The organism is Amycolatopsis sp. AA4, assembly GCF_002796545.1.
Classification (GTDB): Bacteria; Actinomycetota; Actinomycetes; order Mycobacteriales; family Pseudonocardiaceae; genus Amycolatopsis.
Window position 1 is genome coordinate 6662004 of sequence record NZ_CP024894.1, and the last position, 15621, is coordinate 6677624.

The window sequence follows — 15621 nt, forward strand, 5'->3', positions numbered from 1 at the left end:
ACTTCAACCAGCCAACGGAAGAAAAGGGATATAGCCACCAAAGCACTCAGCGACCCCAGCCCGTTTCGCCGCATATGTGACTTCGCGGACCCCCGGAGTCCATGAGGGCCACCTTCACGTACTCAGAGTCCCTCAGGGTTCCCCTCACGACCCGCCCGCCACCACCCCGGGATGCGCCCCAATGTGGCATTGGGTGCGTCAGACGCACCCAATGTGGCGTTCGTTGCATCGCATGCACCCAATGCCACATTGGGGCGCAAGCCCCACCTCTAAAACCGCCGCCGATGCACCCAACGACCGGGGGCACCCACCCCTCCCCCAACCCCGATACGAAGCCTCCCTGCGGGCGGTGGGTGCTTGTCAAGGCATCTTTCCCGCCTTGACAAGCACCCACCGCCCGTCAGCACAATGAAACTTCGGGGTGCCTCACGCAACCCCCCAAAAGCAATGTCGCCCGCCAGGGCGACGAGCCGAACACCCCCGCAACGAAGGGCGACCCCATGACCCACAGCGATCTGACCCCCAGCGACCTGACCCACCGCTTCACCACCCTAACCACCGCCCACCTGGCAGACGGCTGCCTCCGCGCCCGCCTGACCGTCCGCTGCGCCCCAGCCGGAACCAGGTCAATAACCCCAGGCCAGAAGCTCTCCGGCAGAGTCCTCCCAGCCAGACACTCCGGCAGTGTCGACGTCTTCCTGGAAGCCCTGACCACCGCCCGCCCAGGCGACGTCCTGGTAGTAGACAACCGAGGCCGCCTGGACGAGAGCTGCGTAGGCGACCTCATCACCGCCGAAGCAGCGGCAGCCGGACTGAGCGGCATAGTCATCTGGGGCCTGCACCGGGACACCGCCGAACTCCGCGAAATCGGCCTCCCGGTCTACAGCCTGGGCTCCCTCTCCACCGGCCCCCTGCACCTCAACGACCGCGCCGCCGACGCCCTCGATGCCGCCACCGTCGGCGAATGGACCGTCACCACCGACGACCTGGTCTTCGGCGACGACGACGGCGTCCTCTTCATCCCAGCCGCCCAAGCCGAGGAAGTATTCCGGCTAGCCGAATCCATTCGCGACACCGAACACCGGCAAGCGGCGAAGATCCGCGACGGCGTCACCCTCCGCGAACAGGTCCGGTTCAGCGAATTCCTGACCCTCCGGGAAAAGGACCCGTCCTACACCTTCCGGCAGCACCTCCGCGCGAAAGACAGCGCCATTGAAGAGTAAGAAAACCGCCCTGATCACCGGAGTCGGCCGGAAAGCCGGAATCGGCGCCGCGATCGCCGCCCGGCTGAAGGAAGACGATTGGAACGTCGTCACCACCCGCTGGTCCGACTACGACCGCCGGATGCCGTGGGGCCCCGACGAGACCGTCGAGGGCATCGAAGCCGACCTGGCCGACCCGGAAACCCCGGCGAGACTGTTCGACCAGATCGACGACGACGTCCAAGCGCTCGTGCTCGCCCACTGCGAGTCCGTGGATTCCGGCCTGCTCGACACCACAGTGGACAGTTTCGACCGGCACTTCGCGGTGAACGCCCGCGCAAGCTGGCTGCTGATCCGAGAGTTCGCCCAACGCTACCGCGGACCCCGCGGTGCAGGGAGGATCGTAACGTTGACCAGCGACCACGTAGTGCACAACTTGCCCTACGGAGCAAGCAAAGGCGCGCTCGACCGGATCACCCTCGCCGCAGCGGGAGAACTAGGCCACCTCGGCATCACGGCGAACGCGGTGAACCCGGGCGCGACCGACACCGGCTGGATCCCCGAAGCCGACCGCGAAGCGTTCGCCCGGCACAATCCGCTGGGCCGGATCGGCACCCCACGCGACTGCGCGGGTCTGGTCGCGTTCCTCTGCGGACCGGAAGGCGGCTGGGTGAACGGACAAGTCCTCGTCGCCAACGGAGGAGCGGCATGAACGACAAACATCTCGCGTACGTCCTGCTCCGCCGCGGCGAAACCGTGCTGCTGATCCGCCGCGCGCCGGGGACTTTCCTCGGCGGGCATTGGGAATTCCCCGGCGGCACCGTCGAACCCGGCGAAGCCCCGGAGACCACCGCGGTACGGGAAGTCGCCGAGGAAACCGGGCTGCGCGTACAGCTCGCCGGGGAACGGGTCCGCCAATCCTGGCCGGACCGCACCGGCAAACCGTTCACCGTGCACGCCGCCTACTACGACGCGCACCCGGAATTCCTCGGCGACCTTCAGCTCAACCCGGCCGAACACGACGACCACCGCTGGCTGACCCCCGCCGACGCGGCCGGACTCCCCCTGTCCGACCACGTCAGGCAGGTATTGCTCGGCTGAAATCCCGAGCCAGCTGTGCGGCCCGCTCGCGCAGCAACGACCGGGCCTCCGCCACGCACCGGTGCTCGTCCGGTTCGACGTCGGTCAGCGCGTACACCCCGGCGAAGCCCGCTTCCCGCCATTCCGGTGCGGACAGCAGGCACCGCCCGGCCAACGCGACGACCGGTGTGCCGCCCGCCGCGCGGAGAACGCCCACCGGCGCTTTTCCGTGCAGCGACTGGGTATCCAGCGAACCCTCGCCGGTGACGACGAGCCGGGCGTCCCGGGCCGCGGCCGGGAAACCCAGCAACTCCAGCAACAACTCGATGCCGGGCCGAATGCGGGCGCCGAGTCCGGTGAGCACACCGAACCCGACGCCGCCTGCCGCGCCGGCGCCCGGGGTGGTGGCGTGCGCGGAGCCCATCACTTCAACCCACCGGGTCAGCCCGCGTTCCAGCAACGCGATCTCGGCGGGTCCAGCACCCTTCTGCGGCCCGTACACCACGGCCGCGCCGTCCACGCCCAGCAACGGGTTATCCACATCGGACGCCAGGACAATGTCCACTTCGGGCAGTGCGGACAAATCCACTGTGGACAACTCCGCCAAGGCCGCGCCGCCGGGCGGAAGCTGCGCACCGGACGCGTCGAGCAGTCGCGCACCCAGCGCAGTCAGCAACCCAGCGCCGCCGTCGGTGCAAGCACTGCCGCCGACCCCGAGCACGATTTGCGTCGCCCCGGCGGCACGGGCGGCCGCGATCAGCTCGCCCGTGCCGTAGCTCGACGCGGTCAGCGGCTCCAGCCGCCCGCCGGGCAGCCGGTGCAGGCCGGACGCCTCCGCCAGTTCGACGACGGCGACCGTCCCGCGCAGCGCGTAGTACGCGGTGATCCGGCGGCCGGTCGGCCCGGACACCCGCACCGGAACCCGCTGGAACCCGGCCGCGACGGCGGCGGCGACGGTGCCGTCGCCGCCGTCCGCCACCGGCAGCTGCCGCACCGGCTCGCCCGGCGCGACCTCGGCGAACGCCGCGGCCACCACCTCCGCGACCTCCGCCGCGGTGAGCGAGCCCTTGAACTTGTCCGGAGCGACCAGAACCGTCACGCCGCGGCCTTGAACGCTCGCCAGTCGCCGATTTCCGTAATGTCCCGCAGCTGCACGTGCGAGGTCTGCGGCCGCCGCAGCAGCATCGCGAACGCCGAACTGCCGTCGGCCAGTTCGATCACGCCCAGCTCCAGCTCCGGCGGTTCGGACGGGAGCACGCGGTCGCGCAGCTGGTCCAGCGTGAGGTCGTAGACCTCGCCGGAGATCGCCGCGCCGCCGTGCGCCACCGGGACCAGCGCCGGGCATTGCCCGCCCACCGAATAGAACCGGTACTTCGCGGCCGTGGTCGTTTCGGCCACCAGCGGAGCGCCGTCGAGCAGATGGTGCAGAGGTTCGCCGCGCATCGCGCCGCCGTTGAGGAACATCAGAGGCATGGTGGTCCCTTTCTTCTCTCAGAGGATCGCCTTCACCACGTCGATTCCGAAGTAGACGGTGAACACGAGCGCGAGCACGGTGAGGATCCACCCCGCTTCACGCCACTTCCCGCGGAAGGTCTTGATCAGCACGAACGCGATGAGGCCCGCGCCGACGCCGTTGGTGATGGAGTAGGTGAACGGAATGAGCGCGACCGTCAGGAACACCGGGATCGTGTAATCCGGGTCGTTCCACGGAATGTTGCGGCATTGCGCCACCATCATCCCGCCGATCACCACGAGCGCCGGTGCGGCGGCCTGCGCCGGCACGATGCCCGCGATCGGCGTGAACAGCAGCGTCGCCCCGAACAAGAGCCCGGTCACGACACTCGCCAGCCCGGTCCGCGCGCCCTCCCCGACGCCGGCCGCGGACTCCAGGAACACGGTGTTCGGCGACGAGCCGGACACCCCGCCCGCGATCGCCCCGGCCCCGTCCACGAACAGGATCCGGCCCATCCGCGGCACCCGGCCGTTCTTCGACAGCCCGGCCTCGGCCGACACGCTGGTGATGGTGCCCATCGCGTCGAAGAACCCGGACAGCACCAGGGTGAACAGGAAGATCGTCGCGGTCAGCGCGCCCGCCTTGGCGAATCCGCCGAACAGATCGACGTGCCCGAGCAGCCCGAAATCGGGAGCCGCGACCACGGAATGCGGCAGCGTCGGAGTCGTCAAACCCCAATCGCCGACGCCGAATCCGTCGTGCAGCACCACCGCGAGCACGGTGGCGGCGGCGATGCTGATCAGCACCGCGCCGGGCACCTTCCGCGACACCAGCACGGTCATCAGCAGGAGGCCGAAGCAGAACACCGCGATCGGCAAACCGGACAGATGGCCGTCGACGCCGAGCCGAACGGGAACAGTCGTGTGCGCCGCGTCCGGAATGCGGGTCACGAACCCGGCGCTCACCAGTCCGACGAGCGCGATGTACAACCCGATCCCGACGGTGATCGCGGTTTTCAGCGGTCCGGGGATCGCGTTCATGATGCGTTCCCGGACCCCGCTGACCGCCATCAGCACGATGCAGACGCCCTCGAGCACCACCAGCCCGAAAGCCTGGGCCCACGTCATCGCCGGGGCCATCTGGAACGCGACGATGCCGTTGATCCCGAGACCGGCGGCGAGCGCGAGCGGCGCGTTGCCGACGAGTCCCATGAGGACAGTCATCACGGCGGCGGCGAGCGCGGTCGCCGTGGTTACTTGCGCGGCGCTGAGTTTCGCGCCGGTGATGTCGGCGGAAGCGCCGAGGATGAGCGGGTTGAGCAAAACGATGTAGGCCATCGCGACGAAGGTGGTCACCCCTCCGCGCACTTCCCGGCCTACGGTGGTGTTGCGAGCGCGTATTTCGAAAAGTCGCTCCACAATGGACTTGCGCTGCGGTCCGGGAGCCGAGGTCACCGCTTCTTCGAGGCGTACCTGGGTCATGCGTCCTCCCCTTGCCGGTGGGTGTGCCGGACCGCACCCCTGGCACAGGCAAGGGGCGGCGCGGCGGGACGTTTGCGTTTTTCTGGTGCTCCGGTCAGCACCGGGAGGGTGGCCCGGTGGGGTGGGGCGGAGAACGCTGAAGCCGATTCTGACCGGCCTCAGCACTCGCCGAGGCTCAGTACTCGATCCGGTCGGACCGGTTGAGCCAGGCGGAGAACGGGGCGAAAGCGTCCGATGTGGACACTCGCGAAACCGGGGTCTGCCACGTTTCGCGGGGATGCTCGAAAAGCTCGTAGAAGGCCCGGTCGTCGAATCCGGCCCGGGCGGCGTCGTCCCGGTCGGCCGCGTACAGCACGCGGTCCACGCGCGCCCACAGCGACGACGCGAGGCACATCGGGCACGGCTCGCACGAGGAGACGAGCACGCATCCGGCGAGGCTGAACGTGCCGAGCGCCTGGCAGGCCGCGCGGATCGCGACCACCTCGGCGTGCGCGGTCGGGTCGAGCGACGGGGTGACGCGGTTGACGCCGGTCGCGACGATCTCGCCGTCCTTCACCACGAGCGCGCCGAACGGGCCGCCGCCGTCGGCGACGTTCTTCTCGGCGATCCGCACGCATTCGGCGAGCCAGGCGCGTTCGACGTCGGCATCGATGGACACGGTCATGACAGTAGCGCTCCCAACAGCTCGGGTTTCGGTGTGCTCAGGACCAGGCCGGACCGGCCGGCGGGGCGTCGTCGCGCAGGACGGTGCCCTCGATCAGCCCGTAGGGCCGGTCGGCGGCGTAGAAGACCTCGCCGGGGTTGTCGAGGCCGAACGGCTCGAGGTCGACGAGGAAATGGTGCTTGTTCGGCAGCGAGAACCGGATCTCCGCGATCTCCGGGACGGCCTCCAGCACCGCCTCGCCCATCGCGTACAGCGTCTGCTGCAGGGACTGGCTGTGCGTGCCGCCGAACGCGTCGAGCAGCGTGGCGAGCGCGGTTTCGTGCGCCTGCGCCCAATCGGCCTCCTCGACGGAGAACCGCCAGGTCGCGGATACCGCGGTGGCGAGGATCCGGTCCTTGACCTCGACCAGCGTGGTGTATTCGTCGCGCGGGAAGCCCCAGAATTCGGATCCGGTGGAGTTGAGCACGGTGAGGTCCTCGACCCCGCCCAGCACCCAGGCCCGCTCGCCGTCGTAGGTGACGCGGGTGGTGCGCGTGCCCGCCCCGGAACGGGCGAACGAATGGTGCGCCGGACGTCCGCCGACCTGCAGCCGCTCCCACGGATGGGCCACGATCCCGACGCGGGCGAGGTGGATGCTCTCCTGGCTGGACACGAAGTGCCGGGCCAGCCGCAGCGCGAAGTCCTCGATCTCGCCGATGCCGTCGCGGGCGAAGGCGAACACCGTGTTCTTCTGCGTGTCGGTGGCCAGCACCTTGTCGTTGGCCCCGGTCAGGTGGGTGTCGCTCATGTCGCCCGACAGCGACACGCTCACGGTGAGGTCGGTGATCCGGTGCTCGTCTCCGTCCCGGTCGACGCGGACCAGCCGGTTTTCGGCCTTCCCGTATCGGTTGTCGCCAAGAACGATCGCCATTGGTCATCCCTTTCCGTTCGCTCGCCGAGTGAGTACACCTGCCCGGGCGTGGCCCGGGCCACGGCAGATCCACCGAAAGGAGTGAGCGCGAAGGGCCGGTTTTTCGTAGTTTCCGCCAAACCCCTCTGGTGTGCGGTACTGATGGGCGGAAGGAGGCGCGCATGCGGCTGGGTGCACTGCTCGACACCCCGGAGCTGGGGTTGCGGCTGCTGGCGGGCGAGAAGGCGCGCGACCGGGAGTTCGGCCGCGTCTTCCAGGCGACCCTGCAGGATCCGACGCGGTACCTCGACGGCGGCGAGATCGTGCTGTGCGGCCTGCGCTGGCTGCCCGGGCCCGCGGACGCGGACGCGTTCGTCGGCAAACTCGCCGCCGCGGGCGTGACCGCGCTCGGGGCCGGGACCGCCGAGGTGGGCGGCCCGGTGCCGGACTACCTCGTGGCCGCCTGCGAACGCGTCGGCCTGCCGTTGTTCGAGGTGCCGGTGTCGGTTTCGTTCGCGACCGTGGCCGAGCGGGTGATCCTGGGCCTGGCGGCGGAACGCTCGGCGCCCGCCCGCGATTCGCACCGGCGGCTGGTGGCCGCGGTGACGTCCGGCCACGGACTGTCCGCGCTGGTCAAGGCCGGCGCGGAGGAGCTGGGCACGGACTGTCTCGTGCTGAGCGCGACCGGGCAGCAGCTGGCCGGCGGACCGGAACTGCCTGCCGCCCGCCGCGCCGCGCTGGCCCGGCGGTTCCTGCGGGCCGAACGGCTGCCCTGTCAGGACGGCCCGGTCACGCTGCTCGGCGCGGCCGGACGCTCCGGGCACCGGATCGCGAGCTGGTTCCTCGTGGTGGACGGCGATCCGGCGAAGTGGCCGTCCGCGCGCCGGGAGCTGGCGCTGGAACTCGCGGCGCTGGTCGGGCTCGAACGGTCCCGCATGGACGAGGCCCGGCGCATCGAGAACCGGGCGGCCGAACCCCTGTTGCGGCTGGTGCTCTCCGACGACGCGGCACCAGGTGAGCTGACGTCCCGGCTGGCCGCCGCCGGCTTCGCGCCGCAGGAACCGGTGACGACGCTGTCCGCCGAGGTCCGCGGCGGCGGGCCGGGGCTCGCGCAGGTGCTGGTCGAGGAACTGCTTTCGGCCACCGGGCAGCCGGTGCTGGTGGCGACCGTGGAAGGCGAGACGTTCGGCCTGTTCGCGTCACGGGATACCGAGGCGTTGCGGGAAGCGGTGCACACGATCGAACCGGCGCTCGGGTCCGCGCGGCTGACGCTCGGCCTCAGCCGGGCCGCGGACGCCGCCGGGCTCCGCGCCGGAGTGCAGGAAGCCCGGCACGCGCGCACGCTGGCCGCGTTGACCCCGGGCCGCGCGACAGTGTTGTCCGGCGACGAAGTGGCGTCGCATCTGCTGCTGCTCGCCGCCGTGCCGGAGGACTTGCGCCGCACATTCGGCGAAAAAGTACTGGGCCCGGTACTCGCGTACGACGCGGCACACGGTTCCGAATTGATAACGACGCTCAAGGCGTTCCTGGAACATTCGGGATCTTGGACGCAGACGTCGGCCACTCTGCACTTGCACGTGAACACTCTGCGATACCGCATCACCCGGATCGGCGAACTCACCGGACGCGATCCGAGCCGGTTCGCCGACCGCGTGGATCTTTATCTGGCCGGCTGCTTCACGCAGAACTGGGGATGGTCTTGACCATCCGTCCGAAATGTCCAGCGGAAACGCCGCGACACGGAATTTTCCGTACCCCGTAACGGAAATCCCGGCAGTACGCTTATCCGTAAAGAGTTATTGGGAATACTTGACCATTCGATGAAGGACGACGGCACTCGGGAGGAGGATGCACCATCCGACCGAGCGTCCTACTCTGAGGTCATGTACATCGCATTGCTGTCCTACACAGCACCTCGAAACGAAGTCGACTACGCGCTGGCCGAACACGCCGAGTGGCTGCGAAGCCAGTTCGCGCATGGATTGTTCCTCGTTTCCGGAAAAGGAAACGAGGACGCCGACCAGGTCATCATCACCCGCCCGTGCCTGCGCGGCAAGCTGGACGCCGTGCTCGCCACCGATCCGCTCGTCCTGCAACGGCTCGCGCATTACCGCGTGATCGAATTCTCCGCCACCCGCACCGCGGGCGAGTTCCTGACCGTCAACGAGGCGCTCGCCTCCTGATCCGCACTGCCGCAGATCGACCGAACGCCCGGACGCAGGTGGCCTCCGGACCTTTCCGCCCGCCACCTGCCGGACGTACTCCCGCCGCGAACTCGCCTATGATCACGCGAGATCTTTCGTTCCGGCCCGGGAGACCGCATGCATACGCCCGACCTCGTGTTCCGAGGCCGTCGCCTCACCAGTGACCGCGCCCTGGTGATGGCCATCGTCAACCGCACCCCAGACTCCTTCTACGACAACGGTGCGACCTTCGAAGAAGCCCCCGCGCAAGCGGCCATCCGGCGCGCGCACGCCGAGGGCGCCGACCTGATCGACATCGGCGGCGTGCCCGCGGGCAAGGGCCCCGAGGTCACCGCGGCCGAGGAGATCCGCCGCGTCGTGCCGACCGTCGAATGGGCCCGCGAGAACTTCCCCGACCTGGTGATCAGCGTGGACACCTACCGCGCCGAGGTCGCCGACGCGGTCTGCCGCGCGGGCGCGGACCTGGTCAACGACAACTGGGCCGCGGTCGAACCGGAAATCCTCGACGTCGCCGCCGAGCACGGCGCGGGCTACATCTGCTCGCACACCAACGGTCTCGTGCCGCGCGCCGAAGCCCTCCGGCCGGTGTACGACGACGTGGTGGCGGCGGTCGTCGAAGGCACCACCTCGCTGGCCGAGCGCGCGCTCGCCGCGGGGGTGCCGCGCGAGGGCATCATGATCGACCCCTGCATCGACTTCGGGAAGAACTCCTACCAGTCGCTCGAACTGCTGCGGCACGTCGACGCGCTGGTCGCGACGGGCTGGCCGGTGCTGATGGCGCTGTCGAACAAGGACGTGATCGGCGAAACGCTGGACCTCCCGGTCGGCGAACGGGTCATCGGCACGCTCGCCGCCACCGCGGTGTCCGCGCTGCACGGCGCGGCGATGTTCCGCGCGCACCAGGTCCGCGAAACGCGGCAGGTCGCGGAGATGGTGGCGAGCATCGTCGGCACCCGGCCGCCGGCGAACGTTGTACGGTCGGTCTGATGCGCGAGATCTTTCCGGGAAACTCAGACCGCACCGAGGCCGACGTCGAGCAGCTCTACGTCTATCCGGACGGGCCGAAGTGGCTCGCGGTGAACTTCGTGTCCAGCGCCGACGGCGGGATCACCATCGACGGCCGCTCGGGCGGGCTGTCGACGCCCGCGGACCGGATCGTCTACCGGCTGGGCAACGACCTCGCCGACGTCCTGCTGGTCGGCGCGGGCACCGCGATGGCCGAGGGCTTCGAGGGCCTGCGGCCGGACGAGAAGACCGCCGAGCGGCGGCGCCGGCACGGGCTGGCCCCGATCGCGCCGATCGCCGTGGTCAGCACCGGCCGTTCGCTGCCGCCGGACGCCCCGGTGATCACCAAGGCGCTGGTGCCGACGATCGTCGTCACCAGTGCGGCGACCGATCCGGAACTGCGCGAGGCGTGGGCGTCGGCCGGGGCGGATGTCCTGATCGCCGGGACAGGCGACCCAACCCTGCACGAGGCCACCGGCGACCCGGCCCTGCACGCGGACCCGGAGGACCAGCGCCCGCGTCCCCGGCACGGCGACGTCGACCTGCGGGCCGCGGTGGACGAACTGGCCCGGCGAGGACTCCGCCGCATCGACTGCGAGGGCGGACCGCACCTGTTCGCGTCGCTGCTGGCCGCGGGCGTAGTCGACGAACTGCGCCTGACCGTCGCGCCGATGCTGATCGCCGGGGACGCGCCGCGCGTCGCGATGGGCGCGGCCATCGACCCGCAACAGCTCGAACTGCTTTCCGCCCTGGTGGACGACAACTCACTACTCTTGCGGTATCGCGTCCACTGACCCGGGGAGGGATCGTGGCCAAGACCGCTCTGCGCAACGCGCGCGTCTTCGACGGGCGAGGGCTCACCGAACCGCGCACCGTCGTGATCGACGGGACAGTGCTCGGCGCCGATCCCGCCGGGGCACGGGAAATCGACGCGGCCGGGGCGACGCTGCTGCCCGGGTTCATCGACTCCCACGTCCACCTGACCGAGCCCGCGCAGCTGGCCGCGCTGGCCGCCTGGGGCGTCACGACCGGCCTGGACATGGCGTGTTTCCCCGCTTCTCGGGTGGCCGCGCTGCGCTCGGCGGGCCCGGCGGATTTCCGCAGCGCCGGCACTCCCGCCATCGGCCCCGGCGGCATGCACGTCCGGATCCCCGGGATGCCCGCGTCCGCGATCGTCACCACCGCGGACGCCGCGGTCCGCTTCGTCGAGGAGCGGGTCGCGGAAGGCGTCGACTACGTCAAGGGCGTCGCGGAGGCCCCCGGCGACGGCGGGCCGCCCGCCGAGGCGCTGCAGGCGCTGGTCGACGCGGCGCGGGTACGAGGTTTGGACACCGTCCTGCACGCGGCGACTCCCGGTGCGTACCACTTGGCGGTCGCGACCGGCGCGCGGTTCGTGACGCATGTGCCGGTGGTCGGCCGGATCGCCGCGGAAGACGTCGCGGCGATGAAGACTGCTGGGCAGACGGCGATTCCGACGCTCACCATGATGGAGGCGGCGCTTCCGTACTTCGCCGGCGCGGCGGGGGATTTCGTGGCCAACGTGGCTGCCCTGCGCGCTGCCGGAGTCGAGATCCTCGCCGGTACCGACAGCAACGCCGAATCCGGCGCCCCGGCCGAGGTCCCGCACGGGTCGAGCCTGCACCGCGAGTTCGAACTGCTCGCCGAGGCTGGGTTGACCACGGTGGAGATCCTGCGCGCCGCCACGGTCGACGCGGCCCAGGCGTTCGGGCTGACCGACCGCGGCGAGATCCGGCTCGGGTTGCGGGCAGACCTGGTGCTGGTCGAGGGCGACCCGGTGGCTGATTTGGCGGCGACGCGGGCCATTCGCGCGGTGTGGTGCGCGGGGACGGAAATCTCCCGTTAAGCGGGCTTGGGGCTGTCCGGCACGCGGTCGGACAGGTCCTCAGGACCGCTGAACCGCGTCGTCGGCTTCCTCGAAAGTCTTCTGCGCCTTGGCCAGTTCGTCGGCCGCTCGGGCAGCGCGGTGTTCCGCCTCGGCGAGCCGTTCCCGCAATTCGGCCACCCGCTCGTCGGCCTGTTCGGCGGTGCGCTCCGCGCGCTGCAGGTTCCGCTCCGCCTCCGCCCGGGCCCGCACCGCCTGTCTCCGTTCCAGGGCACGGACCCGGGCTTCTTCCTCGGCCTTCCGGTCCTTTTCGGACTGTCGCGTCTTCTTGGCGGGCGCGGGATTCGTCGGCAGCGACAGCCAGCGGTCGGCGTCCTGGCGGGCCTTCGACGTCAGGCGTCCGGCGAGAGCGAGCCGGGCGAGGTCGGCGTCCGCGACGATCGCTTCCAGCGTCTCCTCCACCTCGCGCTCGACGGTATCGCTCAAGCCGGTCGCCTCCCGGATGATCCGCTGCACCAGCTCCGCCCGCTGGTGCGCCAGTTCGCGCAGCCGGGATCCGTCGAGCTGCTCGTGTGCTTCGCGCAGTTTGTCGCCGAGCGAGGCCAGCTCGGACAGCGGAGCGGAACCGTCGCGCGCGAGGCGGTTGAGATACGCCGCGGCCGCGGTCGGCTTGCGCAGGGCGCGGATCCGGCGCGCCAGTTCGACGTCGCCCGCTTCCTTCGCCGCGCGGGCGGCCGCGGTGCGCTCCGCGACGAAGTCGGCCGGTTCACCCGCGTAGAGCCGGTCGGCGACGGTATCGAAATCCGAGGTTGCCACGTGTGCCACCGAACCACACGAGTAGTCCGAACGCGACGCAACGCGTAACGTGGACGTCCACCCAGCAAGGTCGAGTGAAGCGGGACGGTGCCCATGACGCCTCCGGGCCGGCTCGCGCTGACGGCCAGCCCCCTGGTCGCCGGCGCGCTCAAAGCACTGCAAATCGCCACCGAACTGCCGGTCGCGATGGGCGGGCCGGTGTCGGCGGCTTCTCGTTCGCACGTCATCGACCAGCTGCGCGGCACCATGACCCGGTCGTTGCAGCACGTGCAGGTGGACACCGGAGCCGGGCTCGGCGGCAAAGCGGTGGCACTCGCCCGTCCGTCGACGGTGGTCGACTACCTCAGCGCGCAGGGCATCACGCACAAATACGACCACGCGGTGGCGCCCGAACGGCTGCGCGCGATGGTGGCGCTGCCGGTGCGCGTCGGCGAGACCACGCGCGCGGTGCTGTACGCGGCGTCCCGGGAGTCCATCACGTTCGGCGACCGTCTGTTGCACGCGGCGACCGCGGTGGCGACTCGGCTGGGACGCGACATCGAGGTCGAAGAGGAAGTGCAGCGCCGGATGGCCGCCCCGACGGCCGTCCCCGCGGCCGAACGCGGCGACCTGCACGCCGAACTCACCGCGATCGCCGGGTCGATCACCGACGAAACCGCCCGGCAGCGGCTGCTCGCGGTGTGCGAACGGCTGCGCCCGGAGCTGGACCTGCCCGGCGTCGCGCTGACCCCGCGCGAGATCGACGTGCTGCGGCTGGTCAGCGAGGGCTGCACGAACGACGAGATCTCCGACCGGCTCGGCCTGCTGCCCAATACGGTCAAGTCGTACCTGAAGCACGCGATGCGGAAGCTGGCCGTGTCGAACCGGGTACAGGCGGTGAACCGGGCTCGGGCCGCCGGGTTGCTGCGGGCCCCGTGAGACGGCTGAGCGGCGTCACGATCGATTGCCTGGAACCGCAGGTGCTGGCAGGTTTCTGGAGCACGCTTCTCGACCGGCCCGTTACCGCGGAGCAGGACGGACCGGACTGGGCCACGGTCGGCTCCCGGCTCGATGCCGCTCCCCGTCTCACGTTCCAGCGGGTCCCCGAACCGAAGCGCGGCAAGGTCCGGCTGCATCTGGACCTCGAGGTCGACGACGTCGACGAGGCGCGGGCGCAGATCGAACAGCTTGGCGGGCAGTGGACCGGCGTACGCCACGACTACCCCGGGGAGGGCGTCGTGCTGGTGATGGCCGACCCCGAGGGGCACGAATTCTGCGTCGTCCACTACCTCTGAAGTCCCGAGGTTCGGACACCCTCCATGTGGGGTGGCCGGATTCAGTGCGGCGAGCGAAAATCACCCGCGCGGGCAGTGCGGCCCGCTGACGCGAAGGGATCGGCACGTGTTCTATGACCTCAGTGTCCGCGATTTCCTCGACCGCGCCGAAACGGTGTACCCGGACCGGATCGCGGTGGTGGACGAGCCCGCCCAGCCCGCGCAGTCCTGGGGCGAGGTGACCTACCGCGAACTCGCCCGCCGCGCCCGCGCGCAGGCGGCGAACCTCGACGCGCTCGGCGTTCCGGCCGGCGGCCGCGTCGCCATCGTCTCGCACAACTCCGCGCGGCTGCTGACGTCGTTCTTCGGCGTATCCGGCTGGGGCCGCATCCTGGTTCCGGTGAATTTCCGCCTCGCGCCCGCCGAAGTGCGTTACATCGTCGAGCATTCCGGCGCCGAGGTCCTGATGCTCGACCCCGAGCTGAAACCGTTGCTGGACAGCGTAACCGCGAAGCACGTGTTCGTTCTCGGCGAGGACGACGGCAAAATCTGGGGCGGCGAAGGCGAACCGCGGCCGTGGTCGGCCGACGAATCCGCGACCGCCACGATCAACTACACCTCCGGCACCACCGCGCGGCCGAAGGGCGTCCAGCTCACGCACCGCAATTTGTGGCTCAACGCCACGACTTTCGGCCTGCACACCACGCTCAACGACAACGACGTCCTGCTGCACACGCTCCCGATGTTCCACGCGAACGGCTGGGGCATGCCGTACGCGGTCACCGGCCTCGGCGGACGGCACATCGTGCTGCGCAAAGTGGACGGCACCGAAATCCTGCGCCGCGTGCGGGACCACGGCGTGACGATCATGTGCGCCGCCCCCGCCGTCGTCACCGCGGCCCTGGACGGCGCCGCCGCGTGGGACGGCGAAATCCCCGGCCGCGACCGGGTCCGGATCGTCGTGGCCGGCGCGCCGCCGCCGACCCGGACCATCGAACGCGTGCGCGCGGAACTCGGCTGGGAGTTCATGCAGATCTACGGCCTGACCGAGACGTCTCCGCTGGTCACGGTCAACCGCTTCCGCAGCGAATGGGCCGATCTCGACCCGCACGAGCAGGCGAAGCTCCTCGGCCGCGCCGGCGCCCCGGCGCTGGGCGTCCGCGTCATGATCGACGCGGACGGCGAGGTCCTCACCCAGAGCAACCACAACCTCGACGGCTACTGGGAAAACCCGGACGAGACCGCGCGCGTGCAGGAAGGCAACTGGTTCCACACCGGCGACGGCGGCACCTTCGCCGACGGCTACCTGACCATCGCCGACCGCAAGAAGGACGTCATCATCACCGGCGGCGAGAACGTGTCGTCGATCGAGGTGGAGGACGCGCTGAACTCGCACCCGGCCGTCCGCGAAGCCGCGGTGATCGGCATCCCGGACGAGAAGTGGGGCGAACTCGTCACGGCACTGGTGGTGACGGACGGGACCGAGGTGACGGCGGACGAGCTGATCACCCACTGCCGCCAGCACCTGGCCGGGTACAAGTGCCCCAAGCGCGTGGAGTTCCTCGACGAACTGCCGCGGACGGCGACGGGGAAGATCCAGAAGTTCAAGCTGCGGCAGCCCTTCTGGGAGGGACAGGACCGGCAGGTGAACTGACTCTGGCTTGTCGCAGTGCTCCTTCGCCCGCGCCCGAAGGAGCACTGCGACCGCTCACCATCCTCGAGCGCGGACAA

The 15621-nt window shown here is 70.2% G+C and carries 17 protein-coding genes; 11 read left to right on the forward strand and 6 right to left on the reverse strand.

Annotated features, from left to right (window positions below; translation table 11 throughout):
• The first annotated feature begins 500 nt into the window (after positions 1-500).
• Genes CU254_RS30565 through CU254_RS30575 form a run of 3 tightly spaced genes read left to right on the forward strand, consistent with a single transcriptional unit; the run spans position 501 to position 2303 of the window.
• Entirely contained in the window at positions 501-1223 is a 723-nt protein-coding gene (locus tag CU254_RS30565; protein ID WP_009082361.1) for an RraA family protein, read from the forward strand.
• Positions 1213-1914: an SDR family oxidoreductase gene (locus tag CU254_RS30570; RefSeq protein WP_009082362.1), complete on the forward strand. Its 702-nt coding sequence runs from the start codon at positions 1213-1215 to the stop codon at positions 1912-1914. The genes CU254_RS30565 and CU254_RS30570 overlap by 11 nt, the downstream gene beginning before the upstream one ends.
• Positions 1911-2303, forward strand: coding sequence for an NUDIX hydrolase (locus CU254_RS30575; RefSeq protein ID WP_009082364.1), 393 nt, complete (start codon positions 1911-1913; stop codon positions 2301-2303). The genes CU254_RS30570 and CU254_RS30575 overlap by 4 nt, the downstream gene beginning before the upstream one ends.
• On the opposite strand, the gene CU254_RS30580 is transcribed toward CU254_RS30575, so the two are convergent.
• The 5 genes from CU254_RS30580 to pucL form a co-directional block, all read right to left on the reverse strand.
• A complete protein-coding gene (locus CU254_RS30580) occupies positions 2281-3381 on the reverse strand; it encodes a glycerate kinase (protein ID WP_050788317.1) in 1101 nt (366 codons plus the stop codon). The genes CU254_RS30575 and CU254_RS30580 overlap by 23 nt on opposite strands.
• The gene (locus CU254_RS30585) at positions 3378-3755 is read right to left on the reverse strand and encodes a gamma-glutamylcyclotransferase (RefSeq protein WP_009082380.1); all 378 of its coding nucleotides are present in this window, start codon (positions 3753-3755) and stop codon (positions 3378-3380) included. Before CU254_RS30585 ends, CU254_RS30580 begins: the two co-directional genes overlap by 4 nt.
• Positions 3756-3773: 18 nt before the next feature.
• Entirely contained in the window at positions 3774-5216 is a 1443-nt protein-coding gene (locus CU254_RS30590) for an NCS2 family permease (protein ID WP_009082382.1), read from the reverse strand.
• 175 nt (positions 5217-5391) lie between these two features.
• On the reverse strand, positions 5392-5880 hold the full coding sequence (locus CU254_RS30595; RefSeq protein ID WP_009082384.1) for a nucleoside deaminase: 489 nt from the start codon (positions 5878-5880) through the stop codon (positions 5392-5394).
• Positions 5881-5917: 37 nt separating this feature from the next.
• Positions 5918-6790, reverse strand: coding sequence for a factor-independent urate hydroxylase (gene pucL / locus CU254_RS30600; RefSeq protein WP_009082386.1), 873 nt, complete (start codon positions 6788-6790; stop codon positions 5918-5920).
• Between the two features lie 161 nt (positions 6791-6951).
• On the opposite strand from pucL, the gene CU254_RS30605 reads away from it, so the two are divergent.
• From CU254_RS30605 to CU254_RS30625, 5 genes are all read left to right on the forward strand, one after another.
• Positions 6952-8472 carry a PucR family transcriptional regulator gene (locus CU254_RS30605; RefSeq protein WP_037715308.1) on the forward strand — a complete coding sequence of 507 codons (1521 nt, stop codon included), beginning with the start codon at positions 6952-6954 and terminating at the stop codon, positions 8470-8472.
• A gap of 180 nt (positions 8473-8652) precedes the next feature.
• Positions 8653-8952: a YciI family protein gene (locus CU254_RS30610; protein WP_009082389.1), complete on the forward strand. Its 300-nt coding sequence runs from the start codon at positions 8653-8655 to the stop codon at positions 8950-8952.
• 138 nt (positions 8953-9090) lie between these two features.
• Positions 9091-9960 (forward strand): dihydropteroate synthase, encoded by an 870-nt coding sequence (gene folP / locus CU254_RS30615; RefSeq protein ID WP_009082391.1) that lies wholly within the window; start codon positions 9091-9093, stop codon positions 9958-9960.
• Positions 9960-10772: a pyrimidine reductase family protein gene (locus CU254_RS30620; protein ID WP_009082393.1), complete on the forward strand. Its 813-nt coding sequence runs from the start codon at positions 9960-9962 to the stop codon at positions 10770-10772. Before folP ends, CU254_RS30620 begins: the two co-directional genes overlap by 1 nt.
• A 14-nt stretch (positions 10773-10786) precedes the next feature.
• A complete protein-coding gene (locus CU254_RS30625; protein ID WP_037715311.1) occupies positions 10787-11842 on the forward strand; it encodes an amidohydrolase family protein in 1056 nt (351 codons plus the stop codon).
• A gap of 39 nt (positions 11843-11881) precedes the next feature.
• Here the strand turns inward: CU254_RS30625 and CU254_RS30630 are convergent, their stop codons facing one another.
• Positions 11882-12637: a hypothetical protein gene (locus CU254_RS30630; RefSeq protein WP_037715313.1), complete on the reverse strand. Its 756-nt coding sequence runs from the start codon at positions 12635-12637 to the stop codon at positions 11882-11884.
• A 93-nt stretch (positions 12638-12730) separates the two neighbouring features.
• Here CU254_RS30630 and CU254_RS30635 point away from each other — a divergent pair, with 93 nt between their 5' ends.
• The 3 genes from CU254_RS30635 to CU254_RS30645 all read left to right on the forward strand — a co-directional run bounded on the left by CU254_RS30635 (position 12731) and on the right by CU254_RS30645 (position 15544).
• Positions 12731-13555: a LuxR C-terminal-related transcriptional regulator gene (locus CU254_RS30635; protein WP_037715315.1), complete on the forward strand. Its 825-nt coding sequence runs from the start codon at positions 12731-12733 to the stop codon at positions 13553-13555.
• Positions 13552-13911, forward strand: coding sequence for a VOC family protein (locus CU254_RS30640; protein ID WP_100266934.1), 360 nt, complete (start codon positions 13552-13554; stop codon positions 13909-13911). Before CU254_RS30635 ends, CU254_RS30640 begins: the two co-directional genes overlap by 4 nt.
• 106 nt (positions 13912-14017) lie before the next feature.
• Positions 14018-15544: an AMP-binding protein gene (locus CU254_RS30645; protein ID WP_009082401.1), complete on the forward strand. Its 1527-nt coding sequence runs from the start codon at positions 14018-14020 to the stop codon at positions 15542-15544.
• Positions 15545-15621: the final 77 nt, after the last annotated feature.

Excerpts from the sequence above, each read along its gene's own strand:
- folP (WP_009082391.1), top strand. The coding sequence starts at position 9,091 with ATGCATACGCCCGACCTCGTGTTCCGAGGCCGTCGCCTCACCAGTGAC.
- CU254_RS30595 (WP_009082384.1), bottom strand. The coding sequence starts at position 5,880 with ATGACCGTGTCCATCGATGCCGACGTCGAACGCGCCTGGCTCGCCGAA.
- CU254_RS30565 (WP_009082361.1), top strand. The coding sequence starts at position 501 with ATGACCCACAGCGATCTGACCCCCAGCGACCTGACCCACCGCTTCACC.
- CU254_RS30605 (WP_037715308.1), top strand. The coding sequence starts at position 6,952 with ATGCGGCTGGGTGCACTGCTCGACACCCCGGAGCTGGGGTTGCGGCTG.
- CU254_RS30610 (WP_009082389.1), top strand. The coding sequence starts at position 8,653 with ATGTACATCGCATTGCTGTCCTACACAGCACCTCGAAACGAAGTCGAC.
- CU254_RS30585 (WP_009082380.1), bottom strand. The coding sequence starts at position 3,755 with ATGCCTCTGATGTTCCTCAACGGCGGCGCGATGCGCGGCGAACCTCTG.
- CU254_RS30575 (WP_009082364.1), top strand. The coding sequence starts at position 1,911 with ATGAACGACAAACATCTCGCGTACGTCCTGCTCCGCCGCGGCGAAACC.
- CU254_RS30590 (WP_009082382.1), bottom strand. The coding sequence starts at position 5,216 with ATGACCCAGGTACGCCTCGAAGAAGCGGTGACCTCGGCTCCCGGACCG.
- pucL (WP_009082386.1), bottom strand. The coding sequence starts at position 6,790 with ATGGCGATCGTTCTTGGCGACAACCGATACGGGAAGGCCGAAAACCGG.
- CU254_RS30620 (WP_009082393.1), top strand. The coding sequence starts at position 9,960 with ATGCGCGAGATCTTTCCGGGAAACTCAGACCGCACCGAGGCCGACGTC.
- CU254_RS30635 (WP_037715315.1), top strand. The coding sequence starts at position 12,731 with ATGACGCCTCCGGGCCGGCTCGCGCTGACGGCCAGCCCCCTGGTCGCC.